Below are 25,519 nucleotides of genomic sequence, written 5' to 3'. Positions count from 1 at the left end.
CTCACGCCTTCAGCGTGTCCTTCCGGTACAGCCACGCCGCGCCGCCCGCGAACAGGACGAAGTAGACGACGAGGAGGGCGAGGTCCTTGGTCTCGGGGGACTGACTTTGTTCGATGGCCCGTCCGAGGGCAGCGTACGCGTGCGTGGGCAGCCACTTGGCGATGTCCTGCAGCCACTGCGGGAAGGTCGTCGACGGCATCCACAGGCCGCCGAGGATCGACAGACCGAAGTACGTGATCATCGTGATCGGACGGACCGCGTCCCCGGTGGCCAGATAGCCGATGGCGACGCCGAGCGCGGCGAAGACCAGGCTGCCGGCCCAGATCGCCCCGGTGAGCGCGAACCACTGCCAGGCGTCCAGCCGTACGCCCCGCACGGCCGCGGCGACCAGGAAGACCACCACGATGGACGGGAGGCTGACGACGGCGGCGCTGGCGGTCTTGGCGAGGACATAGCCGCGCCCGGGCAGCGTGGTCAGCCGCAGCTGCCGCACCCAGCCGCCCTCCCGCTCCTTGGCGATGCGCTCGCTGTTGCCCATGAGGACCGCGGTCAGGGCGCCGAAGGAGGCCATGGAGACCATGACGTACGAGGCCACGCTCAGTCCTGTGCCGTCGACCTTCCCCGTCTGGTTGGAGACGAGCAGGAAGATCACCGACGGGTAGATCACCGAGAAGAACAGGAACTTGCGGTTGCGCAGGGCGCGGGTGAGTTCCAGCTTGATCAGGCTGTTCACGACTGCTTCGCCTCCTCGGCGGCGGTGATGGCGACGAAGGCCTGCTCCAGACCGAGCCCGGCGACTTCGAGGTTGCGGGGGTAGACGCCGAGGCCGTACAGGGCGTGCACGGTCGCGTCGGCGTCGGAGGACTGGATACGGACGGTCTGACCGCTGATGTCGATCGAGGTGAGGAAGGGCAGCGCCCGGATCGGCGCCTCGTCGATGGCGCCCTCCAGGTCGAACGACACCCTGCGCGCCCCGGCCTTCGCCTTGATCTCGGCCGCCGTGCCGTCCGCCAGCAGCCGGCCCCGGTGCAGGACGAGCACCCGGTCGGCGATGGCGTCGGCCTCCTCCAGGTAGTGCGTGGCGAACAGCACCGTACGGCCCTGGTCTGCCTGCTCGCGCATGGTGGCCCAGAAGGCCTGGCGGGCGGAGACGTCCATGCCGGTGGTCGGCTCGTCGAGGACGATCAGGTCGCTGTCGCCGGCCGTGGCGAGGGCGAAGCGGACGCGCTGGGCCTGGCCGCCGGAGAGCTTGTTGACCTTGCGGTCGGCGATCTGCGAGATCCCGGCGCGGGCGAGCACGTCCTTGGCCTTGTACGGCTTCGGGTGCAGATCGCAGGCGAGCTTCACCAGCTCGGCGACCGTGACCTCGTCCATCAGCCCGCCGCTCTGCAGCATGGCGCCCACGCGCCCGGCGACGATGGCCTCGCGCGGGCTGGTGCCGAAGATCCGGACCGTGCCGCTGTCGGCGAGCTTGAGGCCGAGCAGCAGGTCGAGGGTGGTCGACTTGCCGGCCCCGTTCGGCCCCAGCAGGGCCACCGTCTCCCCCGGGTGCAGGGCGAGGGTCAGCCCGTCGACGGCCCGTACGGTCCCGTACGTCTTGCTCACCTGGTCGAAGCCGACCACCGGGGCGGTGGTCGCTTGCGCTGTCGTCGTCATGGATCCATGGTGGCCGCGCACACCCAGGTCATGGCAGTGTCGGCGGTCCTGACTGCCGGATGACAGATGTCATACGGCGGACGGTGACATACGGCGAAGGGGGCGCCCGGCGCGTGCCGGGTGCCCCCTTTCCGGGACTGACGTCAGCTGGGGTTCGTCTGGATGACCCCGACCCGGTTGGTCTTGCTCAGCAGGGCCTGGCGCAGGGCGACGTAGACGTCCTGGGGGGTGACGGCCGTCTTCTTGCCGGTGCCCCGGGTGATCAGGACGCCGTCGAAGGCGCCGCCGTAGAGGTTCTTCAGCGCGGTGAGGTCCGGCTTGTCGACGAGCTTGCCGCCGACCGCCTGGACCCTGAGGAACTTCCACAGCGAGTTCTGCGGGCTGAACCTGACCTGCGCCGCGCCCGCCCGGACCGTGACGAAGCCCGACATCGCCGGCTCGGCGAAGGCCTTCATCTCCCGGTCGACCTCGGCGTTCGTGACCGTCGGCTGCCGGGTCGTGGTGACGACCGCGACCGGGTCGGTGGAGTTGGTCTCCACCTGGCTGCGGTACGCCTCCTCGACCGCCTGGGCCGACTTGGCCGCGTCGATGCCCTTGCCCGCCTTGCCGTAGACGGCGACGGCCTTGCCCGACTTGAACTCGATCGTGCCGTCGCTCATCGAGCCGGAGCCGCCCGCCGTGGACTGCAGGGCGGCGGTCAGCTTCTCCTCGTCGACGGGCATGACCGGGTCGACGACCCGGTGGTTGCCGAAGAGGGAGCCGATGACGGAGATCGGGTTGTAGTCGGCCTGCGCGGCCGCCGCGACCGTGGCCTGTTCGTCGAACTGCAGTCCCGCCTGGTCCGGCTTGAGCTCGACCGTCCTGCCGCCGACGGACAGCTTCAGCGGCTTGTCCACCCGGTCGCCGAAGGCCGCGTCGAGCTTCTTGACGGCCTCGTCGCGGGTGCCGCCGCCGATGTCGACGCCGAGCACGGTGGTGCCCTTGGGCACGTCGGAGTGGTTCATCAGCAGCCCGGCGCCGTACGCGAGACCACCGACGATGACCACGCCGGTGCCGAGCAGCACCAGCTTGTTGCGCCCCTTCTTCTTCTGCTTCTTGGGCGCTGCGGCGGCCGACGTGTTCTGGCCGCCCGGCTCGGGCAGCTTCGGGGGCGTGTGCGGCAGTGGGCCGTCGGTGTGGGAGCCGGGGCCGAACGGCGAGCTCGTGCCGGGCGACCCGACCGGGACACCGCTGGTGACGGTGTGTCCGGAGATGTTCTCGGGCGCCGGGAAGCCCTGCGGAGCCGGCTCGGGGGCCGGCTTCTGCGGGGTGAGGATCGCGGTGTCGTCGCTGAGACCGCCACCGGGGCCGAGGCCCGCGCCGTGCGTGCCGCCGATGGTTCCGGGGCCGCCAGGGCCGCCGATGGTGCCAGGGCCGCCGATGCCCGCGGGGCCGCCGATGCCGGCAGGCGCGCCGGAGCCGCCGGGTCCCTTGGGCCCGGCAGGTCCGCCGGGTCCGGCGCCGAAGGGCGGGGTCACGGGGCCGTCACCGGTGACCGGGCCGACGGTCGGGCCCGCGGGGCCCTGGGCGCCGCCCTGGCCGCCGCGGCCGTTCGGCCCGTTGAAGCCGCTCGCGCCGCCCGGGCCGCCGTAACCGCCTTGGCCGTTCTGCCGGTTCTGCCCGTTCTGGGTGCCGCGCTCGCCGTCCGAGAAGTACGGGAGGTCGTCACGGCGGGGCTCGCTGCCGCCGCTGCCGGGGCGCGCGCCGCCCCCGAGCGGTCCGGCGGCCAGCGCCTCGGTGACGTCGAAGGAACCGGTGCCGCCGCCGTGCCCGGGGGCCACGGGGCCGCCGGTCGCTCCGGGCAGCCCGGCGCCGTTCGTCCCGCCCGGGCGGGGGGCGCCGCCGGGCCGGGAGCCGCCCGGCACGCTCATGGAGCCGACCACGCCGCCGGGGCGGCCGGTGCCCGGACGGGCGCCGCCGGAGGGGGCACCCCCGCCGAGGGGCCCGGCTCCCGGGGAGGCCGGCGCACCCGCGCCCGAACCGCCCGGCAGACCGGCGCCGTTGGTGGAGCCTCCGCCCTGACCGCCCTTGGCGGGCGCGGACTTGCGGGGCGCGAACCACCCGCTCGTCCTGTCCTCGGCGGGCTGAGCGGGCTCGGCCGGGGACTCGACGGTGCTCATGGCCTGGGTGGCGCCCGGCCCCGGAGCCTCGGTCTCCCCGGTGTCGTCGGAGCCCTCGGCGTCCGCGACGGGCGTACGCACGACGACCGGCGGAATGGGCCTCGACCCTGGGATGTTGATCCGGATCCGGGTCGTCAGGGTGGTCTCGGTCTTGCGGTCCTCCGGCTGCGCGGCCGAACGGCCCGCATCCGTACCGGCGTCGGAAGCCGTGGGGGTCCCGTACGGCGGCGTGCCCGACGGGTAGGCGGCTCCGCCGCGCCCGTTGGGCCCGGAGGACGGAGTGTCAGTTTCACGACTCAAGGCAGGTTCTCCCGGTTGGCTCCACCGCCCGACACAACCTCACGGGCGGCTCGGCGGCGCGCACCACCATACTGGCCACTTCTGGCGCGTATCCCATGACCGCCGGGGAAACCCACACGGGACTCCCACGGTCAGTTAATGGCGAAGTGGTACGTCACTTGCCAAGTCGGACGTCACGGCCACCTGGTTGCCGCCCCTGTCCGAGCGTGGCGCAGATCACAGCGACGGCCATCCCCCCGAAGAGGAAGAGATAGGAGCCTCCTCCCGCGCCGAAGAGGAAGTCCCCTTCGGGTCTGCTGGCGGTGAGCAGGATGACGGAGATCATCCATCCGGCGGCAGGTGCGACCGCCCCGCCGCGGCTGCCGGTGGCCCGTCCGCCGCCGAGACAGAGCCCGGCCTCGCCGGCGAGCGCGAGCAGCAGCCCGCCGGGGAACCAGCCGGCCTGCACCAGCGCACCGGCCGCGCCGACGACCGCGCCGAGCACGAAGAGGCCCACGTACAGCAGCGTCCGTCCGGCGGAGGGCCGCTGCAGCGGCTGGGCGAGCAGGGAACCGCGCTCCGTCATGACGCCTCCTCGGCACCGGCGAACTCGATCCCGGCGAAGAGATCGGTCTCTGTCGGCTCGGCGGCTTCCCCGCGCACCAATTCGTAGTACTCGGTGGTGAACAGGGGCTGCGCCTGTTCGTTGGAGAGCGCGAAGTACGGCTCGGCGACCTCGATCTGGGTGGCGTGGGCCCGCATCGCGGCGGCCTTGGCGGCGGCGTGCGCGGTGCCGTCGATCTCGGCGGTGATCCGGTCGTCGGGCACCACACCCGGTACGTCGTCGATGACGGCCGCCTTGGAGAAGGGCAGTCCGGGCAGATCCTCCGCAAGCCGGGCGAAGGCACCCTCGGCGGCGGAGCGCGGCACGCGGTTCCAGTAGACCTTGGGGATCTCCCACCCTGTCCGCGCGGCCAGTTCGGCCGCGCGCATGGCCACGCGGTGGGCCTGGATGTGGTCGGGGTGGCCGTATCCGCCGTTGTCGTCATAGGTGACGAGGACCTGGGGGCGTACCTCCAGGATCACCTCGACGAGGTGGGCGGCCGCCTCGTCCACGTCCGCCTGCCAGAAGCAGGCCGGGTCGTCGTTGTCGGGCAGGCCCGTCATCCCGGAGTCGCGGTAGCGGCCCGGGCCGCCGAGCTGACGGAAGTCCTCGACGCCGAGCTCGCGCATGGCGGCCGTGAGCTCCCGCAGCCGGTACTCGCCCAGGGCGGTGCCGGTGAGGTGCCTGAGCTCCGGCGGAATGACCTCGCCGAGCTCGCCCAGGGTGCAGGTGACCAGCGTCACGCGGGCACCACCGGCCGCGTACGCGGCCATGGTCGCGCCGTTGTTGATCGACTCGTCGTCCGGGTGCGCGTGCACCAGCAGCAGACGCCGGGAGGGCTGTTCCGTCATGGAGCCACCCTACGAGGCGGCACCGACAGCGCGGTGCAGCCCGGCCTCAGAACTTGATGCTGCCGATCATCCCCGCGATGTTCGTCGTCAGCTCGTGGATGGTGGGAGCGACGGTCGAGGAGGCGAGATAGAACCCGAGCAGCATGCAGACGATCGCATGCCCCGCCTTCAGTCCTGACTTCTTGATCAGAAGGAAGACGATGATCGCCAGCAGCACCACCGCCGAAATCGAGAGTGCCACGGCGGCTCACCTCCAAAGGTCCCAAGAGCGCGGGGGTCGAACTTAGGGGCCGGACAGAACCACACAACAACCAGCAGGTTCATACCCACTATGCGCTAGTGATCATAACTATCCGACCGCGCGCATCGATCGGCGCACGGCCGCACAAGGGGGCGCATGGCCAATATGGTCAGGGCATGACGACGACGTCCGACTCCTTCCCCCGCAGGCACGCCCGCACCCAGCGGTTCACCCTGGGCGCGCCGCGCGCTTTCACCGTGGCCCCCGACGGCACCCGTGTCGTGTTCCTGCGCTCCACCTCCGGTACGGACAGGGCGAGTTCCCTGTGGGTTCTCGATGTACAGGGCGGCGGGGAGCGCGTGGCGGCCGATCCGCGCGCCCTGCTCGGCGGCACCTCCGAGGAGCTTCCGCCGGAGGAGCGGGCGCGCCGCGAACGCAGCCGCGAGGGCGGCGCGGGCATCGTCGGCTACGCCACCGACGCGGCCGTGGAGTTGGCGTCTTTCGCCTTGTCAGGGCGGCTTTTCACGGCCGAACTGCGGGCCGGTACGGCACGTGAACTCCCCGCTCCCGGACCGGTGATCGACCCGCGCCCCTCCCCCGACGGCCGGCATGTCGCCTATGTCGCGCAGGGTGCGCTGCGGGTGGTGGGTGCCGAGGGCAAGGACGAACGGGCCCTCGCCGAGCCGGAGTCGGCGAACGTCACCTACGGTCTCGCCGAGTTCATCGCGGCCGAGGAGATGGGCCGCTCGCGCGGTTTCTGGTGGTCGCCGGAGTCGGACCGGCTGCTGGTCGCGCGCGTGGACGACACGCCGGTGCGGCGCTGGTGGATCTCCGACCCGGCCCAGCCGGAACGTGAGCCACGGCACGTCGCCTACCCGGCGGCGGGCACCGACAACGCGGACGTACGGCTGTTCGTGATCGGTCTGGACGGGGCGCGCACGGAGGTCGTCTGGGACCGGGCGCGCTATCCGTACCTGGCGCATGTGCACTGGTCAGAGGCGGGCGCACCGCTGCTGCTCGTCCAAGCGCGCGACCAGCGCAGTCAGTTGTTCCTGGCCGTGAGCCCTGAGACGGGTACGACCCGGCTGGTGCACGCGGACGAAGATCAGGTTTGGCTTGATCTTTTCCCCGGGGTGCCCTGCTGGAGCCCGTCCGGGCAGCTGGTGCGCATCGTCGACGAGGGCGGCGCGCGGGTCCTCGCGGTGGGTGAACGCCCGCTGACGGGCCCGCAGTTGCACGTCCGGGCGGTGCTGGACGTCTCGGACGACAACGTGCTGATCGCCGCGTCCGCCGGCGAGGAGGCCGAGGCCCCCGAGACCGGCGAGGTGCATGTCTACCGCGTCAACGAGCTCGGCCTTGAGCGTGTCTCGCAGGAGCCCGGCGTGCACTCGGCGGTGCGTGCGGGGGGCGTGACGGTGCTGGTGTCCGCCGTACCGGACCGGCCGGGCGCCCGCGTGCAGGTGCTTCGCGACGGCGACCGAAGGGAGATGGGGGTCCCCCCGGCCGGAGGCTGGGGGAACGCGGTGACCGTCGCCTCGTACGCGGAAGACCCCGGCATGACCCCGCGGGTGACCCTGACCGAGGGGGGCGCACGGCGCATCCCGTGCGCCGTGCTGCTTCCCCGCGACCACGACGGCGAGACCCCGCTCCCGGTCCTCATGGATCCCTACGGCGGTCCGCACGGCCAGCGGGTGGTCGCCGCGCACAATCCGCATCTGACCTCGCAGTGGTTCGCCGACCAGGGGTTCGCGGTCGTGGTCGCCGACGGCCGCGGCACCCCGGGCCGCTCCCCGGCCTGGGAGAAGGCGGTCCGCGACGACCTCGCGGGGGCCACCGTCGAGGACCAGGTGGACGCGCTCCGGGCGCTCGCCGACCGCTTCCCCCTGGACCTGACCCGGGTCGGTATCCGCGGCTGGTCCTTCGGCGGCTATCTGGCGGCGCTCGCGGTGCTGCGCCGCCCGGACGTCTTCCACGCGGCCGTGGTGGGCGCCCCGGTCACCGATCTGCGGCTGTACGACACCCACTACCAGGAGCGCTACCTCGGCCACCCCGACGAGCAGCCGGAGGTGTACCGTCGCAACTCGCTCATCGACGACGCGGGCCTGGTGGACGCGGCCGAACCGCACCGGCCGATGATGATCATTCATGGTTTCGCCGACGACAACGTGGTGGTGGCCCACTCGCTGCGGCTGTCCTCGGCCCTGCTGGCCGCCGGCCGTCCGCACGAGGTGCTGCCGCTCTCCGGCGTCACGCACATGACCCCGCAGGAGTCGGTCGCCGAGAACCTGCTCCGGCTCCAGCTGGACTTCCTCCGTCGCGCCCTCAAGCCTGCCTGAGCAACGACACTCCACAGAGCACCGCAACCACTGATCGAGAAACCACGACGAAGCACCGGCCACATCCGCGAGAGCGGCGCCGGCTTAGGCGCAAAGAGGGGCAACGGGCCGGGGCTACATGGCGAGCCCCGGCCCGTTTACGGCACCCGCACGGCCGTACGCTCTAGAGACTGACGCGTCCGTATATCGGAACCGGGTCGGCCAAGTTGCCTGCGTGTTACTCATCGGTCGGCACGACGGCCTTTTCTTCTGCGAAGTGGCAGGCCGAGTCATGGGCGGCCGGACCGTTCACGTCCCGGAACGCGGCCGGCACCGCCAGCAGCGGCACCTCCAGCGCGCACCGCTCCTGCGCCTTCCAGCACCGCGTGCGGAAGCGGCACCCCGAGGGGATGTTCGTCGGTGACGGCACATCTCCGGCGAGGATGATCCGCTCCCGGCGCTCCCGCGCCACCGGGTCGGGCACGGGGACGGCGGACAGCAGCGCCTGGGTGTAGGGGTGCGTCGGATGGTCGTAGATCTCGGCGTCCCTGCCGGTCTCCACGATCCGCCCCAGGTACATCACGCCGACCCGGTCCGAGATGTGCCGGACGATCGACAGGTCGTGCGCGATGAAGACATAGCTCAGCTCGAACTCGCTCTGCAGCCGGTCCATCAGATTGATGACCTGGGCCTGCACGGAGACGTCCAGCGCGGAGACCGGCTCGTCGGCGACGATGACCTCGGGGCGCAGCGCCAAACCTCGTGCGATGCCGATGCGTTGGCGCTGGCCGCCGGAGAACTGGTGCGGATAGCGGTTGATGTACTCGGGGTTGAGCCCGACCACGTCCAGCAGTTCCTGGACCTTCTTGCGCCGGTCGCCCTTGGGCGCCACCTCGGGGTGGATCTCGTACGGCTCCCCGATGATGTCGCCCACGGTCATCCGGGGGTTGAGGGAGGTGTACGGGTCCTGGAATACCATCTGGACGTTGCGCCGCACGGCTCGCAGGGCCTTGGCGGACAGCTTGCCGATGTCCTCGCCCTTGTAGCGGATCTCCCCTGCCGTCGGTTTCTCCAGGTTGACCAGCATCTTGGCGACCGTCGACTTGCCGCAGCCGGACTCGCCGACGATGCCGAGGGTTTCGCCGCGGGCCAGTTCGAAGTCCACGCCGTCGACGGCCTTCACCGCGCCGACCTGCTTCTTGAAGAGAATTCCCCGGGTGAGCGGATAGTGCTTGAAGAGCCCTCTGACCTGCAGAATCGACTCAGCCATTCATGCACTCCCTCCAGAAGTGGCAGGCACTGCGGCGGTCCGGCTCTTCCCCGTTCACCTCGTACAGGGGCGGTTCGTCGGTCCGGCAGACGTCCTGGGCCATCGGGCAGCGGGGGTGGAAGGCGCAGCCCGGCGGGATGTGCATGAGGTTGGGCGGCAGGCCCTTGATGGCGTAGAGCTCCCGGCCCTTCTGGTCGAGCCGCGGGATCGACTCCAGCAGGCCCTTGGTGTACGGGTGCGCGGGCACCTTGTAGATGTCGTGCACCGGAGCCGACTCGACGATCCGGCCCGCGTACATCACTGCGATCCGGTCCGCGACGTCGGCCACGACCCCGAGATCGTGGGTGATGAGGATGAGCCCCATGTTGTACTCGCGCTGCAACTCGGCGAGCAGGTCCATCACCTGGGCCTGGACGGTGACGTCCAGCGCGGTCGTCGGTTCGTCGGCGATGATCAGCGCCGGCTCCAGTGCCAGCGCCATCGCGATCATGATGCGCTGGCGCATACCGCCGGAGAACTGGTGGGGGTAGTCCTTGACGCGCTCCCTGGCGGCCGGGATCCGCACCCGTTCCATCAGCTCGACGGCCTTCGCGCGCGCGTCCTTCCGCGACATCCCGCGGTGCACGACGAACATCTCGCCGAGCTGGTCGCCCACGGAGAGCACGGGGTTGAGGGAGGACAGCGCGTCCTGGAAGATCATGGCCATCTCGGCACCGCGGACCTTCCTGCGCTCCTCCTCCTTCAGCTTCAGCAGGTCCTGGCCCTGGAAGAGGATCTCGCCGCCCGTGATCCTCCCGGGCGGCATGTCGAGGATGCCCATGACCGCCTGCGCGGTGACGGACTTCCCCGACCCGGACTCGCCGAGCACCGCGAGGGTCTCCCCCGCGTCCACGGCGTAGTCGACCCCGTTGACGGCCTTGGCGACCCCGTCCCGGGTCCGGAACTCCACGTGCAGGTCCCGCACTTCGAGCAGCATGACGCCGTCACCTCAGCTTCGGGTCGAGGGCGTCGCGCACGATGGCGTCCCGCCGAGCGGTGCAGGAATCCGGACCGCGCCGCTCCGCATGAAGCGCCGGGCCGACGGCTTCACGTCCTCGCGTGCCCGGCCCCCGCCAGAAGACGGACCACGATCGCCGGGCGCACAGGTCCGGGGCGTCCCGCCGTGCGGTGCAGGACTGCGGGCCGGGCCGGGCCGGGCGGTCCTGCGCCAGGGCCCGGGACCATACCCGCAGATCACACGCTTCCAGCGCCATGACGCCGTCACCTCAGCTTCGGGTCGAGGGCGTCGCGGACCGCGTCGCCGAGCATGATGAACGCCAGTACGGTGATCGCCAGCGCGCCGGCCGGCCACAGGAGCATGTGGGGGGCGTTGCGGATGTAGGGGGAGGCCGCCGAGATGTCGATGCCCCAGCTGACCGTGGGCGGTTTCAGACCGACGCCGAGGTACGACAGGGTCGCCTCCAGCGCGATGTACGTGCCGAGCGCGATGGTCGACACGACGATCACCGGCGCGACCGCGTTCGGTGTGATGTGCCGCAGCAGGATGCGGGAGTCGGAGGCGCCGAGCGCCCGGGCGGCCTGCACGTAGTCGTTCTGCTTGGCGGTGATGACCGAGCCGCGGGCGATGCGGTAGACCTGCGTCCAGCCGAGCAGCACGATGAACCCGATGACCGGCCAGATCGTGTTGCTGGTCACCACGGAGAGCAGGACGAGTCCGCCGAGCACGACCGGGATCGCGAAGAAGATGTCGGTGATCCGGGACATCAGCGAGTCCCAGCCCCCGCCGAAGTACCCGGCGAGCCCGCCGAGCACCGAGCCGAGCAGCGCGACACCGAGCGTGGCCAGGACGCCGACGCTGATGGAGATGCGGGTCCCGTACACCGTGCGCGTGTAGACGTCGCAGCCCTGCCCGTCGTAGCCGAAGGGGTGCCCGGGCTGGGAACCCTCCTGGGCCTTGGCCAGGTCGCACTTGAGGGGGTTGCCGGAGGCGATCAGGGAGGGCCACAGGGAGATCACGACCAGGAACAGGATCACCAGTGCCGAGACGATGAAGACCGGGTTGCGGCGCAGGTCGTGCCAGGCGTCCGACCACAGGGAGCGCGGCCTGCCCGCGGGTCCCGTCCCTTCCGGCCCGCCGGGCGTCCGCTCCAGGGTCCCCGCCTCGCTCACGGCGAGGTCCATCGCACCGCCCATGCCCGTGGAGGAGACGGCGCCCTCGGACTCGTACTGCTCAGGCATAGCGGATCCTCGGGTCGAGTACGGCGTACAGGAGGTCGACCAGCAGGTTCGCCACCAGGAAGACGAGGACGAGGACGGTCACGAAGCCGACGACGGTCTGCGTGTTCTGGCGCAGGATGCCCTGGTAGAGCTGGTAGCCCACGCCGTGGATGTTGAAGATCCGCTCGGTGACGATCGCGCCGCCCATCAGCGCGCCGATGTCGGTGCCGATGAAGGTGACCACGGGGATCAGCGAGTTGCGCAGCAGATGACGGATGATCACCCGCTGCCGGGGCAGGCCCTTGGCGACGGCCGTGCGGACGTAGTCGGAGCGCCGGTTCTCCGCGATGGAGGTACGGGTCAGCCGGGTGACGTACGCCAGGGAGACGGACGCGAGGACCAGGCCCGGCACGATCAGTTCGCTGAAGGTGGCGTCGGGGGAGACCGACGGTTTGATCCAGCCCCACTCGACGCCGAGGAGCAGTTGGAGCAGCAGGCCGGTCACGAAGGTGGGGACGGAGATGACCACGAGGGTGGCCAGCAGGACCGAGGTGTCGACCGGCCGGCCGCGCCGCAGGCCGGTGATCACACCCAGAGTGATGCCGATGACGATCTCGATGAGGATCGCGACGATCGTCAGCCGGATGGTGACGGGGAACGCCGTCGACATCAGCTCGGTGACCTTCTGGCCGTTGAACGCGGTGCCGAAGTCGCCGGTGAAGACGTTCCCCATGTAGGTCAGGTACTGCTGCCACACCGGCTTGTCGAGGCCGAACTCCTTCTTCAGCTGCGCGGCCGTGGCCGGGTCGCACTGCCGCTCACCGCAGAGTCCCGCGATGGGATCGCCCATCACGTTCACCATCAGGAAGATCAGCAGCGTGGCCCCGATGAACACCGGGATCATCTGGAGCAGACGCCGGACCACATACCGTCCCATGCGCGGTCAGCCGACCTTGATCTCGTCGTAGACGGGCACGCTGAACGGGTTCAGCGCCACGTTCGAGAGCCGGTCGGACCAGCCCGCGCTGCCGTTCTGGTACCAGAGCGGGATGGCCGCCATGTTGTCGCGGACGACCTTCTCGGCCTTCTGGAAGAGCCCGATCGCCTTGGTGGTGTCGGTCTCGGTGTTGGCCTGGTTGACGAAGTTGTCGAAGTCCTTGTTGGACCACTTGCCGTCGTTGGAGGAGGCGTTGGTGTAGTAGAGGGGCTGCAGGAAGTTCTGGATGAGCGGGTAGTCCATCTGCCAGCCGGCTCGGAACGGCCCGGTCATCTTGTGCTGCCCGATCTGGTTGCGGAAGTCCGCGAAGGTGCCGATCGGGTTGCCGACGCAGGCCTTGTCGTTGCCGAGCGCGTTGTTGATGGAGTTGCAGACGGCGTCCACCCACTCCTTGTGGGAGCCGGTGTCGGCGTTGTACGAGATCTTGACCTGGCCGCCGGGCAGCCCGCCGCCCTCCTGGACCAGCTTCTTGGCCTCACCGGGGTTGTACTCGCAACTGCTCCCGCACAGCCCGTCCTGGAAGCCGCCCTTGGTGCCGAGGACCGGGGAGGTCCAGTCGGTGGCCGGGGTGCGGGTCTTCTGGAAGATCGTGTCGGTGATCTGCTTGCGGTTGATCGCCATGGACAGGCCCTTGCGGACCTTCTCCGAGCCGCTCTTGTTCCAGGCCGGGTCGTAGAACGGGAAGGCGAGCGTCTGGATGATGCCGGCGGGCGTGTTGAGGTACCGGTTGCCGAGGTCGTTCTTGACGTTCTTGAGCTGGGCGGCCGGGACGTCGTCCACCAGGTCGAGGTTGCCGGCCATCAGGTCGGTGTAGGCGGTGTTGTTGTCGGTGTAGACCTTGAGGTCCACGCCGCCGTTCTGTGCCTTGTCCGTGCCGGGGTACCCGTCCCACTTCCTCAGGGACATCTTCGAGCCCTTGGTGTACGACTGCACCGTGTACGGCCCGTTGCCGACGGGCTTCTTGATCCAGGCGGCGTGGTCGGAGAAGAAGGCCGCGGGCAGCGGGGCGAAGGCCGCGTAGCCGAGGGTGTCCGGGAAGGTCGAGAACTTCTGTGTGAGCTTGACGGTGAAGGTCCTGGGGCCGGTGACCTTGAGGCCGGAGAGCGTGTCGGCGGTCTGTTTGCCGGTCTCGGGGTGGACCTTGTCGTAGCCCTCGATGTACGCGAAGAAGTACGCGTTCTTCTGGTTGTTCTTGAGGCTGGCGCCGTAGTTCCAGGCGTCCACGAAGGACTTCGCGGTGACGGCCTCGCCGTTGCTGAACTTCCAGCCGCTCCTGACGGTGACGGTGAAGTTCTGCGAGTCGGTGGTGTCGATCTTCTCGGCGAGCATGTCCTTGGCGGCGCCGGTCTTCGGGTCGTACCGCTTCAGCCCCCGGAAGATCATGTCGAGGACCTTGCCGCCCTGCACCTCGTTGGTGTTGGCCGGCTCCAGCGGGTTCTGCGGGTCGCCCCAGGAGGAGCTGAGCACCGCGCTGCTGCTGCCACCGCCGCCGCCGCTGCTGCCGCCGCCCCCGCAGGCCGTCGCGGCGAGTGCGACCGCCGCGGCGCCTGCGGCCCATTTGGCGTGCGTGGCTGCGGGCATGGGGGCCTCCTCCGGGATACTGTCCGTTACCGGTCAATATCGGGCCCGAGAAGGCACACCGCACTCGCACGCCACCCGTTGGGGGAACGCGCCATCCGGATGGGTCAGCTCCCGCCACGCCCGGTTCGGGAGAGGTCGTACCCGGTGAAGTCCGCGACGGGGACGTATCCGATGCGCTGGTAGAGCGCGTTGCTGGTGGGGTTGGCCGGATCGGCGAACAGAACTACGTCCGTCGCGCCCGCGGCCAGCGCGGTCCTGCTCACCTCGACCGTCACCGCGCCCGCGTAACCGCGGCCCCGCAGGTGGGCGGGGGTGTAGACGGGGTCCACCCGGACCATGCCGGCCACCATCGGGTTCGCGCCCGCCATGGAGACGGGCGTGCCGTCCGGGATCTCCCAGAACGTATAGCGTTTCTCGGCGAAGCGTGTGCCGGCCCAGGAAGCGGAGTCGACGGTGACGGCCTCCCCGACATCCGCGGCGAACTCACGGCACCAGCGCATCACCTGCTCATGGTCTGCCTCGCCCACGAGCCGCCCCCGGCCCGCTGGGACCGGCTCCGGCGGGGTGAGTGTGCCGAGTCGGTAGAGCAGGGCCTGCCAGTCGCGCACCGGCGCCGCGCCCGTGTGCCGTCTCCATGCCTCGGCGAAAGCCGTGGCGGTGTCGTGGTCCGAGGTGACGCCGGAGAAGGTGTGGCCGAGGCCGGCCAGGTGGGCGGCGAGCGTGTCGGCCTGCCCGGCGGAGAGGGTGGTGAGGGTCAGGCGGCCGCGCGGAGTGCGGTAGAAGACGGCGCGGACCTCGCCCCCCGACTCCAGTCGGCCGAAGACCTTGGCCCCGGCGGCGTACGGGTCCGCGCCGCTTTTTCTCAGTTTCTCGAGCGTCGTCAGCGGTGTGTTGTGCATGACGGGGCGCGAGCGCAGAAAGTCTCCGGCTCGGGCGAGGAAGTCGTCGATGTCTTCGGTGAGTTGCCAGTCGTCCGGGCGCATGCTTCATGATCCCCGACGTACTCGACTTCTGAACGGAACGCCCTTCAGGTTTGCCCACCGCCCGCAGCCCGCAGCCCGCAGAACGAGTCATGGGGCGGCGGGGCCTGATACTCCCCGCCGCCCCTGAGGTCATCTCCGCGGTACGGCCGACCAGTTGGCCGCTACTGCTCGGCGCCCTCCTCCAGCGCCGCCAGCGCCGGATCCAGCACGATGTCCTCCGCACGCCCCTCGATGGTCGGCTCCTCCGGGAAGTGGCAGGCCGTCAGGTGGCCGTCGTGATTGCCGGAGAGCTGGATCAGCGGGGGCTCCTGGGTGGCGCACTTGTCCTGCGCCTTCCAGCAGCGGGTACGGAAACGGCACCCGGAGGGCGGGGAGATGGGCGACGGGACGTCGCCCGCCAGGCGGATGCGCTCGCGCCCGTCGGTGTCCTCGCCGCTCAGGCTCACCTCGGGAACGGCGGACAGCAGGGCGTGGGTGTACGGGTGGCGGGGCCGGGTGTAGATGGACTCGCGGTCGCCGACCTCGATGATCTTGCCGAGGTACATCACCGCCACGCGCTGCGAGAAGTGCCGTACGACAGCGAGGTCGTGGGCGATGAACAGGAACGCGATGCCGAGTTCGTCCTGCACCTTCTGGAGCAGGTTCACCACCTGGGCCTGGATCGACACGTCCAGGGCCGACACCGGCTCGTCCGCGACGATCAGCTTCGGTTCGAGCGCCAACGCCCGCGCCACGCCGATGCGCTGACGCTGGCCGCCGGAGAACTCGTGCGGGAAGCGGTTGTAGTGCTCGGGGTTCAGACCGACGATCTCGAGCAGCTCACGTACGCGCTTCTCACGGCCGCCCTCGGGCTCGATGCCGTTGATCTCCATCGGACCGGAGATGATCTTGCCGACCGTCTGCCGCGGGTTCAGCGAGGAGTACGGGTCCTGGAAGATCATCTGGATCTCGGAGCGGATCGGCGCCAGCTCCTTGCGCGAGGCGTGCGTGATGTCCTGGCCGCGGTAGGAGATCTTGCCGCCGGTGGGTTCCATCAGCCGCGTGATCAGCCGGCCGGTGGTCGACTTGCCGCAGCCCGACTCCCCCACCAGGCCGAAGCTCTCACCGACGTGCACGGTGAGGTCGAGACCGTCGACGGCCTGCACGGCACCGACCGTACGGCGGATCGGGAAGCCGCCCTTGATCGGGAAGTGCTTGGTCAGGCCGGTGACTTCGAGCAGTGGTTCCCCGCTCGGGCCGGTGCCCGCGTCGCGGGGGGCGGGAAGGACGAGGTCCTCTGTCATGACGTGTCCTCCTAGCCCAGACGGGGCTTGATCTCTTCGACGAAGATGGTGTGCTTCTGTTCCGCCGTGAGGTGGCACGCCGAGGCGCGGTCCGGGGCGAGCAGCGGACGCTCGGTGACGCAGCGGTTGCCGCCGACCCGGTCCTGGAAGGTGCAGCGCGGGTGGAAGCGGCAGCCGGAAGGCGGCGTGAGCAGCGAGGGCGGGGCGCCCGGGATCGGCGCGAGCGGGGCGGCGAGGTCGGAGTCGATGCGCGGCATGGAGTTCAGCAGACCCCAGGTGTAGGGGTGCTGCGGCGTGCGCATCACCTCGTTCACCGTGCCGCGCTCGATCGCGCCGCCCGCGTACATCACCATGATGTCGTCGGCCATGTCGGCGATGACACCCAGGTCGTGGGTGATGAAGATGATCGCCGAGCCGAACTCCTGCTGGAGGTCCTTCAGCAGGTCGAGGATCTGGGCCTGGACCGTCACGTCCAGGGCCGTGGTCGGCTCGTCGGCGATCAGCAGGTCGGGGTCGCAGACCAGTGCCATGGCGATCATCGCGCGCTGGCGCATACCGCCGGAGAACTGGTGCGGGTACTCCTTCGCCCGCTCCTTGGGGTTGGGGATGCCGACCTTGCCGAGCATCTCGACGGCCCGGTCCCAGGCCGCCTTCTTCGAGGCCCCGGTGTGCTTCCTGAACGGCTCGGCGATCTGCCGGCCCACCGTGTAGTACGGCGAGAGCGCGGTGAGCGGGTCCTGGAAGATCATGGCGACCTTGTTGCCGCGCAGCTTCTCCAGCTCCGACTCCCGGGCGGTGGTGAGCTCCTTGCCCTCCAGCAGGATCTCGCCCTCGACGGTGGTGAACATCGGGTTGTGCAGGCCGAGGATCGTCAGGTTGGTGACGGACTTTCCGGAGCCCGACTCACCGACGATGCCGAGGGTCCGGCCCCGCTCCAGGTCGAAGGAGAGGCCGTTGACGGCCTTCACGACGCCGTCCTCGGTCTTGAAGCTGACGTGCAGGTCCCGCACGGAGAGGAAGGTGCCCGCGTCGGCCGGCACGGGGGCGCCGGCTTCCTTGGTCATAGTGGTCACGAGAGTGCTCCTCTTACCCGGCCTAGGAGAGCCGCACGCGCGGGTCGATGAAGGCGTAGCAGGCGTCGACGATGATGTTGAACAGCAGGATCATGGCGGCGGAGAACAGCATCACGCCCAGCAGCACCGGCAGATCGCTGAACTGCACGGACTCCACCGCCAGTCGGCCGAGGCCGGCCAGTCCGAAGGTGTACTCCGTGATGATGGCGCCGCCCAGCAGCGAGCCGAGGTCGATGCCGAAGATGGTGACGATCGGGATCAGCGAGCCGCGCCAGGCGTAGCGGAAGAAGACGTACTTGCGCGACATGCCCTTGGCGCGGGCGGTGCGCACGTGCTCCTCCTGGAGCTGCTCGATCATCGCCGAGCGCGCCATACGGGTGTACTGCGAGGCGAAGATCGTGGACAGCACCACCCACGGGATGATCAGCCCGGTGAACCAGGCGACCGGATCCGCGGTGAAGTCGTTGTAGACGGGCTTGTCGAAGAGGTGGGACTGGTAGACGAGGGCCGCGAGCAGCAGCGGGCCGATGAAGTAGATCTGCAGCGAACCGATCACCATCGACCCCGCGGTGACCGACTTGTCGAGCAGTGTCCCGCGCCTCCAGGCGGCGAGCATGCCGGTGCCCAGACCCGCGATCAGGAAGACCACCGCGGCACCCAGGGTGAGCGAGATGGTGGTGGGCAGGCGGTCCATCATGGTCGCCCAGACCTGGTCGTTGGTGTGGTACGAGTACCCGAAGCAGGGGGCGGGGCAGGGGCCCTGGGCGAACTGGTTGCTGCCGAGGACGAGGTTCTTCAGGAAGATCCCGTACTGCTCGGGGATCGACTTGTCCAGGCCGAGCACATGGTGGATGTTCGCGAGACTGGTCGGGTTGCAGGTCTTGCCGCACATCAGCAGCGCCGGATCACGAGGCATCCCGAAGAACAGCAAGAACGTCACGATGCTCAACAGGAAGAGGATGACGACGGCACCGAGGGTCCGGCGGACGAGGAAGCGCAGCATGACAGGGGCAGCTCTCTGACGTCAGCGGGCCGGGCGGTACCCGGTGCGACCACCGCGCTAGGCGGACGCACCGGGTACCGGTCGGACAGGGGGGTTACTTGATGAAGAGACGACGCGGGTCGATTCCGCCGAGGACGTCGTCGTAGACCAGGCCGCCGACCTTGGAGCCGGAGATCTGGACCTGCTTGTAGTAGATGGTCGGGACGGCGTTGATGACGTCCTTGGCCAGGTACTGGTCGATCTTCTCCCAGGCCTCGGCCGACTTGACCGGGTCCGCGATCTTGTTCGCGGCGTCGATGTCGGCGTTGACCTTCGGGTCGTTGACGTGCGAGTAGTTCGGCGAGCCGTCGGCGATCGTGCGGCCGTCGAACACCGGCGGGATCACGGTCGAGGCGGACGGCCAGTCGGCGCCCCAGGCGGAGGCGTAGATGTCGTAGTTGTTGTTGACCTTGCCGACCTGGTCGTAGTACGTCTCGGCCGGGATGTCCTGGCGCTGCACGTTGAAGCCGGCGTTCTTCAGGGCCGCGGCGATGGCCGTGGAGTACTGCTGGCCCTCGGGCGTGTTCTGGTAGCCGTAGGTCAGCTTCAGGCCGAGCTTGCCGGCCTTCTTCAGCAGCGCCTTGGCCTTGGCCGCGTCACCGCCGGGGTTCTTCTTCTTGCCCCACGGGTCGAAGGAGGCGTCGTAGCCGCTGACGGTCGGGCTGATGTAGCCGCCGGCGACCTCCGCGGCCGAGCTGCCGCCGAAGGCGCGGATGATCGGCGTGATCGGCAGGGCGTAGGCGATGGCCTCACGGACCGTCTTGTCCTGCAACGGCGCGTGCTTCATGTTGATGTTGATCTGGCCGACATAGGGCTGGTAGCCCGCGACCGTACGGGCCTTGATCGCCGCGTTGCCGCCGAGGACCGCGCTGATGTTGCCCGCGTCGACCGAGTTGTTGAAGCTGACGCCGGTCTTGTCGGCACCGGTGTCCGCGAGGAGCGCCTTGGTGGAGCCCTCGTACTGGACGTTGAAGGTGAAGTTGAACTGGTCCACGTACTGGTTGCGGATCGGGTCCGTCTTCGGGTCCCAGTTGGTGTTCTTGACCAGCACCATCGACTTGCCGGACTTGAACGACTGGATCTTGTACGGACCGGTCGCGAGCGGCGCCTTGTCGTACTTCTGCTGCGTGTCACCCTTCTTGGACACCACCGCGTAGCCCGCCATGGCGAGGGCGTACGGCAGGTCGGGGTGCGGCTTCTGGAAGTGGAAGACGATGGTCTTGGCGTCCGGCGTCTCGAGGACGCTGTCGGGCAGGTGCTTGCCCTTGTACGGGCCGTCCGGCAGCAGCTTGCGGTAGTCGGCGGCGCTGGAGGTGTTGGCCATCCACTGCTGGAGGTACGTCGGGCCCTGGTTGATGAAGGGCGCGAACAGGCGCTCGAAGGTCTGCCGGAAGTCCGCCGAGGTGATCGGCGTACCGTCCTGGAACTTGATGCCGTCCTTGAGGGTGTACTTCCAGGTCTTGCCGCCGTCCGTGGTGGTACCGGAGTCGGTGGCCAGGTCGCCGACGACCTCGTGCTTGCTGCCGTCGTTGCTGGTGGCCTTGTAGCCGGTGAGCCCTCTGAAGAGCAGCGTGGCCAGGGAGCCCTCGTCGGAGACGTATATCTGCCCCGGGTCGAGGTGGGCGTAGGAGTCGCGCTGCAGCACCTCCATGGTGCCGCCCTGCTTGGCTCCCGGGACGGCGGTGGCCGGACCCTGCGAGTCCGCCGCGTTGCCGAACTTGATGGACGCCTGCTGCCGCTTGGCGTTCTGCTGGTCCTTCTTCTCGTTGTCGCTGGCGTTGCTGCCGCCCTTGCTGCAGCCGGTGAGCACGAGTGCCCCCGCCGCGAGCACGGAGAGCGCGGCGTATGTCTGGCGTCCGCCCCTACTCATCACTGAAGTCTCCACCCATCTGTGTGTCGCCTGATGCGAAGAAATTGCTGTGCGTATCCGGGCGAGGACGCCCAAACTCTCGGTCAGCGCGCTGCCCTGGGATCGAAGGCGTCCCTGACCGAGTCCCCGAGCAGGTTGAACGCGACGACGAAGATGACCATCGAGACGCCGGGGAAGATCATGTAGGTGATGTCGTTCTGCAGGACGAGTTCGGTCGACGCCTTGGAGAACATCTGGCCCCAGTCGGGGGTCGGTTCGACGATGCCCACGCCGAGGAAGGACAGTCCCGCCTCCGCCGTCACGAAGGCCGGCAGCATGTACGTCGCCTGCACGAGGATCGGCGTCACCACGTTCGGCAGGAGCTCCCTGCGGATGATGCGCCAGGGAGAGGCTCCGCTGACCTTCGCCGCCTCGATGAACTCCCTCTCGCGCAGGGCGAGCGTGGTGCCGCGCAGGATGCGGGCGAGGCTCATCCAGCCGAGGAACCACTGGACGAGGATGAGCGCGACCACCCGCACATAGGTCGGTGTCTCGTCGCGCGGGCTGACGAACAGCGACACCACCACGGGCATGCTGGCGATGAAGAACAGCTGCGCGGGGAAGGCCAGCAGGAAGTCGATGACCCGGCCGATCCAGTAGTCGGTCCTGCCGCCGAGGTAGCCGGCCGCGATGCCCAGCAGGATGCCCGTCACCACCGTGGCGATCGTCACCGCGACGGAGATCATCAGCGAGGTGCGGATCCCGTAGATCAGCTTGGTGAACACGTCGTAGCCGTTGCCTGGTTCGAGCCCGAACCAGAACTCGCTGCTGATACCGCCGTTGGGCTGCACCGGCACACCCGCGCTGTCGAACAACTCCGGGCGGACGTCGGCGTAGATCGTGTACGGGTTCTTGCCGTACAGCTTCGAGATCAGTGGCGCGGCGGCCGCGACGACGAAGAAGAAGAGCACGACGAACGCCGAGATGACGCCGGTGCGGTCGCGCTTGAAGCGGATCCACATCAGCTGGCCGGGCGAGCGGCCCTCGAGCTTGGCCGCCGCGGCCTCCTTCGGAGGCTGGGGGGCGCCGTCGACGACGACCGACGTACCGCCGCCGTCAACCTCGATAGGACTGGTCACAGTTGGTCCATTTCAACAGGTGTGGGTGTGCCGAGCCGACGGCCGCCGCAGGGTGTGCGCGACCGGGACCGGTTCATGAAGAAGTGTCGAAGCTCCCGAGGAAGCGAGAAATCCGCAGCCGGACGCGCGTAGGCGCTGGCCCGCGCTGAACGGCCGTCAAATCCCTCAGAGTGAACCGCCGCTACCAGCGGGGCAGTTGCCCACCACGGGCGGCGTGGCCCACCTGGTGTTCATGACACCGCACATGGGGCTCCTCCTCATGACTCCACGTGTTCACCGACAGGCAGGGCATGTGTCTGCTCCCCGCCACCCCTGACGGACAGACAGACATCCCTTGTGCTCGCGAGTCCACGCTGCCCCCACAGTGCGAGACCCGTCGACCCGAGCGCTACGCGCCTAACTATCTGCCATGAGCCATGGCCGAACCACACTCATAAGGTCTCGGTTCGATCACACCTTACGCGTACATCTTCCAAAATCCGGACAAAGGGTTAGCCGAAAGATCCCTGCGAAACGGACTTGTTACACACCTATCGGACCCGCACGTCCGTATACCGAACGCGAAACCCATGAAAATTGAGTTGCGGATCTACGGCCACTGTGCATGGACCGCGCGGTCCATCACTTTCGGTCACCAGGCCGACAGCCCGGGGCTGTTCGCATCGCTCTCACGGCGGATGGCCAGAACTCACGCTGGCAGGAGCCTAGACCGGTTCGAACCGCCTTTACGGATCCGGAACGAGAACTAGGGTTTTCCCTACATCTGTCTGAACGCCGGGGGGTACTCGCCGACATGGACGCCCGCGCCGGCCACAAGCCCGGCACCCCGCGGATGTCCGGGCACGACGGGTCAGAGGGTGTGGCCTGCATCGCCTTCCAGCGCGGGGACGGGCATGTCCCACCGGTCCGGCCCGCCCAGGACGGCGCTCAGCGGATCACGATGCACCTCGACTTCGAGGTCGTCGATCTGCAGGAGGCCGTGGCGCACGCGCTCGCGCAGCATGGGTCAGCGCAGTGACCCGATGCGTTGCCGGGGGGATGAGGCAGCAGGCGTGGGAAAGCAAACGAGAGTCAGGTGTCTTAAAAGGCACCTGAGGCTGTGGATGCCGGGCCCCCACCCATCGGAGTGGCCCGGCATCCACGTGCCCCCAAGGTCAGCCGTGCTTGGCGCGGCTCGCCGCGCGGGCGCGCTCGCGGGCGTCCAGGTTCACCTTGCGGATGCGGACCGCCTCCGGGGTGACCTCCACGCACTCGTCGTCGCGGCAGAACTCCAGCGACTGCTCCAGGGAGAGCTTGCGCGGCGGGACGATCGCCTCGAACGTGTCGGCCGAGGACGACCGCATGTTGGTGAGCTTCTTCTCCTTGGTGATGTTCACGTCCATGTCGTCGGAGCGCGAGTTCTCGCCGACGATCATGCCCTCGTACACCTCGGTGCCCGGGTCGACGAAGAGCACGCCGCGCTCCTGGAGGTTCGTCATCGCGAAGGCGGTGACGGCACCGGCGCGGTCGGCGACCAGGGAGCCGTTGTTACGGGTCTGCAGCTGGCCGAACCAGGGCTCGTGGCCCTCGTGGATGGAGTGGCCGATGCCCGTGCCGCGGGTCTGGGTCAGGAACTCGGTACGGAAGCCGATGAGGCCGCGGGACGGGACCACGAACTCCATGCGGACCCAGCCCGAGCCGTGGTTGGACATGTTGTCCATGCGGCCCTTGCGGACGCCCATGAGCTGCGTGACGGCGCCCATGTGCTCCTCGGGCACGTCGATCGTCATGCGCTCGACCGGCTCGTAGACCTTGCCGTCGACGTCCTTGGTGACGACCTGCGGCTTGCCGATGGTCAGCTCGAAGCCCTCGCGGCGCATCTGCTCGACCAGGATGGCGAGCGCCAGCTCACCGCGGCCCTGGACCTCCCAGGCGTCCGGACGCTCGGTGTCGAGCACGCGCAGCGAGACGTTACCGATCAGCTCGCGGTCCAGGCGGTCCTTGACCTGACGGGCGGTCACCTTGCGGTCCTTGACCGCGGCCTTGTTGTCGGCGCCCTTGCCGGTTCCGCCACGGCCGACCAGCGGCGAGGTGTTCGTACCGATGGTCATCGAGATCGCCGGCTCGTCGACCGTGATCAGCGGCAGCGGGATCGGGTTCTCCGGGTCGGCCAGGGTCTCACCGATCATGATGTCCGAGATACCGGCGACGGCACAGATGTCACCCGGGCCGGCCTTCTCGGCGGGCTTGCGGGTGAGCGCCTCGGTCATCAGCAGCTCGGTGATGCGCACGTTGGACATCGTGCCGTCACGCTTGATCCACGTGACGGTCTGGCCCTTGCGCAGCTCGCCCTGCTCGACACGGAGCAGCGCGATACGGCCGAGGAAGTTGTCGGCGTCCAGGTTGGTGACGTGCGCCTGGAGCGGGGCCGTCTCGTCGTACTCCGGAGCCGGGACGTGGGACAGGATCGTGGAGAAGAAGGGCTCCAGGCTGTCGCTGTCGGCCGGGACGGTGCCGTCCTCCGGCTTGGTCAGCGAGGCCACACCGTCACGCGCACACGCGTAGACGATCGGGAACTCGATCTGGTCCTCGTCGGCGTCCAGGTCGAGGAAGAGGTCGTAGGTCTCGTTGACCACCTCGTCGATCCGGGAGTCCGGGCGGTCCGTCTTGTTGATGCACAGGATGACGGGCAGGCGCTGCTGGAGGGCCTTGCGCAGCACGAACCGGGTCTGGGGCAGCGGGCCCTCGGAGGCGTCGACCAGCAGGACCACCGCGTCCACCATCGACAGACCACGCTCGACCTCGCCACCGAAGTCGGCGTGGCCCGGGGTGTCGATGATGTTGATGGTGATGACGTCGCCGCCATCCTTCGGGTGGTACTTCACGGCCGTGTTCTTGGCCAGGATCGTGATGCCCTTCTCACGCTCCAGGTCGTTCGAGTCCATCATTCGGTCGTCGAGCGACTCGGCGGCGTGCGCGGCGAAGGCACCGGCCTGCTTCAGCATGGCGTCGACGAGGGTCGTCTTGCCGTGGTCGACGTGGGCGACGATGGCGACGTTGCGGATGTCGTGGCGCGTGGCCATGAAGGCGTACTCCTGGAGTGTGAGGAAGGCCGACGCGTACGTCTGTGTTACGCGGACCCTGCCGGGCTGGACACGCCACGGCCTCACCCCATGGTACGGGGCCTCGGCCGCGGCGGCTCGCCCGGGCGGTCGGCTCAGGCGTCCCGGGTGGCCGGGGAGCCCGCCGCGCAGGAGCGCCGGGCCGCCTGGCGGGCGAGGTCGGAGCGGCCGACGTTCGCCTGGCAGTCGAGGGTGCCGGCCATGTCGACCGTCCAGTTGCGCGCATGGCCCGTCGTGGTGCCGCCGTCGGCGCAGGAGTAGCGGAAGTCACCTTCCTCCATGCGCACTCCGGCGTACTGCACGAAGTGCCCGGCTCCGTCGATCCGGCTGGTGCGGCTGGCCGGCGCCGGGGCCTTGGCGTGCACATCCGTGAAGGCGTACGTCGTGCCGCTGTCGTCCTCCGCAAGCGTGTGCGCGTCGGAGTCGATCTCGCCGATCCTCTTGCCCAGCGAGAAGAGGACCTCGGCGGCAGGGACGGCCGGTCCCGCGGCGCGCACCGAGGGCCGCGGGCCGGCCACGCGCCGCATGCCGTGCCGTAGCGGTCCGCCGCCGACGCCCAGCACCTCCACGTCGGAGATGCCGGTCAGCTCGTCCGTCTGCTTGATCCGGGACCAGGTGAAGGTGCCGTCGGCACAGGCCCTCACCGGCGCCTTCGCCTCATGGTGTCCGCTCGCGCCGCCGGTACAGGCCGTGAGCCCGGCGAACAGCACCGCCGCGGCCAGACCCACTGCGCCACTCCCGCGTGCGACACCACGCATGCCCCGCCCCCGTCTGCCCCGCGCACGGACGCCCGGCGCCCGCACCATGATCGATACCGACCTCATGGTGCGGGCACCGGGCGCGGAAGGCAACCGACTTGAGGGAGCCCTGAGCTACCGC

Annotated in this window: 21 protein-coding genes; 2 read left to right on the top strand and 19 right to left on the bottom strand. The window is 69.3% G+C overall.

The window, feature by feature from the left end; all coding sequences use genetic code 11:
• Nucleotide 1: 1 nt before the first annotated feature.
• The 6 genes from ACWCRD_RS12420 to ACWCRD_RS12395 all read right to left on the bottom strand — a co-directional run bounded on the left by ACWCRD_RS12420 (nucleotide 2) and on the right by ACWCRD_RS12395 (nucleotide 5,790).
• Nucleotides 2-733: an ABC transporter permease gene (locus tag ACWCRD_RS12420; protein ID WP_450965792.1), complete on the bottom strand. Its 732-nt coding sequence runs from the start codon at nucleotides 731-733 to the stop codon at nucleotides 2-4.
• The gene (locus tag ACWCRD_RS12415; RefSeq protein ID WP_450965791.1) at nucleotides 730-1,656 is read right to left on the bottom strand and encodes an ABC transporter ATP-binding protein; all 927 of its coding nucleotides are present in this window, start codon (nucleotides 1,654-1,656) and stop codon (nucleotides 730-732) included. Before ACWCRD_RS12415 ends, ACWCRD_RS12420 begins: the two co-directional genes overlap by 4 nt.
• 143 nt (nucleotides 1,657-1,799) lie before the next feature.
• Complete coding sequence (locus tag ACWCRD_RS12410; RefSeq protein WP_450965790.1) at nucleotides 1,800-4,115, bottom strand: hypothetical protein; 2,316 nt, start codon at nucleotides 4,113-4,115, stop codon at nucleotides 1,800-1,802.
• 154 nt (nucleotides 4,116-4,269) lie between these two features.
• Nucleotides 4,270-4,680 carry a DUF6113 family protein gene (locus ACWCRD_RS12405; RefSeq protein ID WP_450965789.1) on the bottom strand — a complete coding sequence of 137 codons (411 nt, stop codon included), beginning with the start codon at nucleotides 4,678-4,680 and terminating at the stop codon, nucleotides 4,270-4,272.
• Nucleotides 4,677-5,549, bottom strand: a complete 873-nt coding sequence (gene mshB, locus ACWCRD_RS12400) for an N-acetyl-1-D-myo-inositol-2-amino-2-deoxy-alpha-D-glucopyranoside deacetylase (protein ID WP_450965788.1) — start codon at nucleotides 5,547-5,549, stop codon at nucleotides 4,677-4,679. Before mshB ends, ACWCRD_RS12405 begins: the two co-directional genes overlap by 4 nt.
• A gap of 46 nt (nucleotides 5,550-5,595) precedes the next feature.
• On the bottom strand, nucleotides 5,596-5,790 hold the full coding sequence (locus ACWCRD_RS12395; RefSeq protein ID WP_115906118.1) for a hypothetical protein: 195 nt from the start codon (nucleotides 5,788-5,790) through the stop codon (nucleotides 5,596-5,598).
• Between the two features lie 176 nt (nucleotides 5,791-5,966).
• Between ACWCRD_RS12395 and ACWCRD_RS12390 the strand changes: the two genes are divergently transcribed.
• Entirely contained in the window at nucleotides 5,967-8,126 is a 2,160-nt protein-coding gene (locus tag ACWCRD_RS12390; protein ID WP_450965787.1) for a prolyl oligopeptidase family serine peptidase, read from the top strand.
• Between the two features lie 217 nt (nucleotides 8,127-8,343).
• On the opposite strand, the gene ACWCRD_RS12385 is transcribed toward ACWCRD_RS12390, so the two are convergent.
• The 11 genes from ACWCRD_RS12385 to ACWCRD_RS12335 form a co-directional block, all read right to left on the bottom strand.
• On the bottom strand, nucleotides 8,344-9,375 hold the full coding sequence (locus tag ACWCRD_RS12385; RefSeq protein ID WP_450965786.1) for an ABC transporter ATP-binding protein: 1,032 nt from the start codon (nucleotides 9,373-9,375) through the stop codon (nucleotides 8,344-8,346).
• Nucleotides 9,368-10,351, bottom strand: coding sequence for an ABC transporter ATP-binding protein (locus tag ACWCRD_RS12380; RefSeq protein WP_450965785.1), 984 nt, complete (start codon nucleotides 10,349-10,351; stop codon nucleotides 9,368-9,370). The genes ACWCRD_RS12385 and ACWCRD_RS12380 overlap by 8 nt, the downstream gene beginning before the upstream one ends.
• A 284-nt stretch (nucleotides 10,352-10,635) precedes the next feature.
• Nucleotides 10,636-11,613 (bottom strand): ABC transporter permease, encoded by a 978-nt coding sequence (locus ACWCRD_RS12375; protein ID WP_450965784.1) that lies wholly within the window; start codon nucleotides 11,611-11,613, stop codon nucleotides 10,636-10,638.
• Nucleotides 11,606-12,529: an ABC transporter permease gene (locus tag ACWCRD_RS12370; RefSeq protein ID WP_450965783.1), complete on the bottom strand. Its 924-nt coding sequence runs from the start codon at nucleotides 12,527-12,529 to the stop codon at nucleotides 11,606-11,608. The genes ACWCRD_RS12375 and ACWCRD_RS12370 overlap by 8 nt, the downstream gene beginning before the upstream one ends.
• Nucleotides 12,530-12,535: 6 nt before the next feature.
• The gene (locus ACWCRD_RS12365) at nucleotides 12,536-14,170 is read right to left on the bottom strand and encodes a peptide ABC transporter substrate-binding protein (RefSeq protein WP_450965782.1); all 1,635 of its coding nucleotides are present in this window, start codon (nucleotides 14,168-14,170) and stop codon (nucleotides 12,536-12,538) included.
• 104 nt (nucleotides 14,171-14,274) lie between these two features.
• Nucleotides 14,275-15,153, bottom strand: coding sequence for a GNAT family N-acetyltransferase (locus tag ACWCRD_RS12360; protein WP_450965781.1), 879 nt, complete (start codon nucleotides 15,151-15,153; stop codon nucleotides 14,275-14,277).
• Between the two features lie 161 nt (nucleotides 15,154-15,314).
• Entirely contained in the window at nucleotides 15,315-16,436 is a 1,122-nt protein-coding gene (locus ACWCRD_RS12355; RefSeq protein ID WP_450965780.1) for an ABC transporter ATP-binding protein, read from the bottom strand.
• Between the two features lie 11 nt (nucleotides 16,437-16,447).
• Entirely contained in the window at nucleotides 16,448-17,509 is a 1,062-nt protein-coding gene (locus ACWCRD_RS12350) for an ABC transporter ATP-binding protein (RefSeq protein ID WP_450965779.1), read from the bottom strand.
• A 22-nt stretch (nucleotides 17,510-17,531) separates the two neighbouring features.
• On the bottom strand, nucleotides 17,532-18,512 hold the full coding sequence (locus ACWCRD_RS12345) for an ABC transporter permease (protein WP_450965778.1): 981 nt from the start codon (nucleotides 18,510-18,512) through the stop codon (nucleotides 17,532-17,534).
• Nucleotides 18,513-18,606: 94 nt separating this feature from the next.
• The gene (locus ACWCRD_RS12340; protein ID WP_450965777.1) at nucleotides 18,607-20,421 is read right to left on the bottom strand and encodes an ABC transporter substrate-binding protein; all 1,815 of its coding nucleotides are present in this window, start codon (nucleotides 20,419-20,421) and stop codon (nucleotides 18,607-18,609) included.
• 83 nt (nucleotides 20,422-20,504) lie between these two features.
• Nucleotides 20,505-21,539 carry an ABC transporter permease gene (locus ACWCRD_RS12335; protein ID WP_450965776.1) on the bottom strand — a complete coding sequence of 345 codons (1,035 nt, stop codon included), beginning with the start codon at nucleotides 21,537-21,539 and terminating at the stop codon, nucleotides 20,505-20,507.
• A 793-nt stretch (nucleotides 21,540-22,332) separates the two neighbouring features.
• Here ACWCRD_RS12335 and ACWCRD_RS12330 point away from each other — a divergent pair.
• The gene (locus tag ACWCRD_RS12330) at nucleotides 22,333-22,557 is read left to right on the top strand and encodes a hypothetical protein (RefSeq protein WP_450965775.1); all 225 of its coding nucleotides are present in this window, start codon (nucleotides 22,333-22,335) and stop codon (nucleotides 22,555-22,557) included.
• Between the two features lie 136 nt (nucleotides 22,558-22,693).
• On the opposite strand, the gene typA is transcribed toward ACWCRD_RS12330, so the two are convergent.
• Complete coding sequence (gene typA / locus ACWCRD_RS12325) at nucleotides 22,694-24,601, bottom strand: translational GTPase TypA (RefSeq protein ID WP_450965774.1); 1,908 nt, start codon at nucleotides 24,599-24,601, stop codon at nucleotides 22,694-22,696.
• Nucleotides 24,602-24,735: 134 nt separating this feature from the next.
• A complete protein-coding gene (locus ACWCRD_RS12320) occupies nucleotides 24,736-25,368 on the bottom strand; it encodes a hypothetical protein (protein ID WP_450965773.1) in 633 nt (210 codons plus the stop codon).
• Between the last annotated feature and the right edge of the window lie 151 nt (nucleotides 25,369-25,519).

It is taken from the genome of Streptomyces sp. NPDC002092 (assembly GCF_053593775.1).
This window is presented reverse-complemented; position numbering and strand designations above follow the sequence as displayed.

Excerpts from the sequence above, each read along its gene's own strand:
- ACWCRD_RS12345 (WP_450965778.1), bottom strand. The coding sequence starts at position 18,512 with ATGCTGCGCTTCCTCGTCCGCCGGACCCTCGGTGCCGTCGTCATCCTC.
- ACWCRD_RS12375 (WP_450965784.1), bottom strand. The coding sequence starts at position 11,613 with ATGCCTGAGCAGTACGAGTCCGAGGGCGCCGTCTCCTCCACGGGCATG.
- ACWCRD_RS12365 (WP_450965782.1), bottom strand. The coding sequence starts at position 14,170 with ATGCCCGCAGCCACGCACGCCAAATGGGCCGCAGGCGCCGCGGCGGTC.
- ACWCRD_RS12355 (WP_450965780.1), bottom strand. The coding sequence starts at position 16,436 with ATGACAGAGGACCTCGTCCTTCCCGCCCCCCGCGACGCGGGCACCGGC.
- ACWCRD_RS12340 (WP_450965777.1), bottom strand. The coding sequence starts at position 20,421 with ATGAGTAGGGGCGGACGCCAGACATACGCCGCGCTCTCCGTGCTCGCG.
- ACWCRD_RS12330 (WP_450965775.1), top strand. The coding sequence starts at position 22,333 with ATGGACGCCCGCGCCGGCCACAAGCCCGGCACCCCGCGGATGTCCGGG.
- ACWCRD_RS12385 (WP_450965786.1), bottom strand. The coding sequence starts at position 9,375 with ATGGCTGAGTCGATTCTGCAGGTCAGAGGGCTCTTCAAGCACTATCCG.
- ACWCRD_RS12390 (WP_450965787.1), top strand. The coding sequence starts at position 5,967 with ATGACGACGACGTCCGACTCCTTCCCCCGCAGGCACGCCCGCACCCAG.
- ACWCRD_RS12370 (WP_450965783.1), bottom strand. The coding sequence starts at position 12,529 with ATGGGACGGTATGTGGTCCGGCGTCTGCTCCAGATGATCCCGGTGTTC.
- ACWCRD_RS12415 (WP_450965791.1), bottom strand. The coding sequence starts at position 1,656 with ATGACGACGACAGCGCAAGCGACCACCGCCCCGGTGGTCGGCTTCGAC.
- ACWCRD_RS12360 (WP_450965781.1), bottom strand. The coding sequence starts at position 15,153 with ATGCGCCCGGACGACTGGCAACTCACCGAAGACATCGACGACTTCCTC.
- typA (WP_450965774.1), bottom strand. The coding sequence starts at position 24,601 with ATGGCCACGCGCCACGACATCCGCAACGTCGCCATCGTCGCCCACGTC.
- mshB (WP_450965788.1), bottom strand. The coding sequence starts at position 5,549 with ATGACGGAACAGCCCTCCCGGCGTCTGCTGCTGGTGCACGCGCACCCG.
- ACWCRD_RS12380 (WP_450965785.1), bottom strand. The coding sequence starts at position 10,351 with ATGCTGCTCGAAGTGCGGGACCTGCACGTGGAGTTCCGGACCCGGGAC.
- ACWCRD_RS12405 (WP_450965789.1), bottom strand. The coding sequence starts at position 4,680 with ATGACGGAGCGCGGTTCCCTGCTCGCCCAGCCGCTGCAGCGGCCCTCC.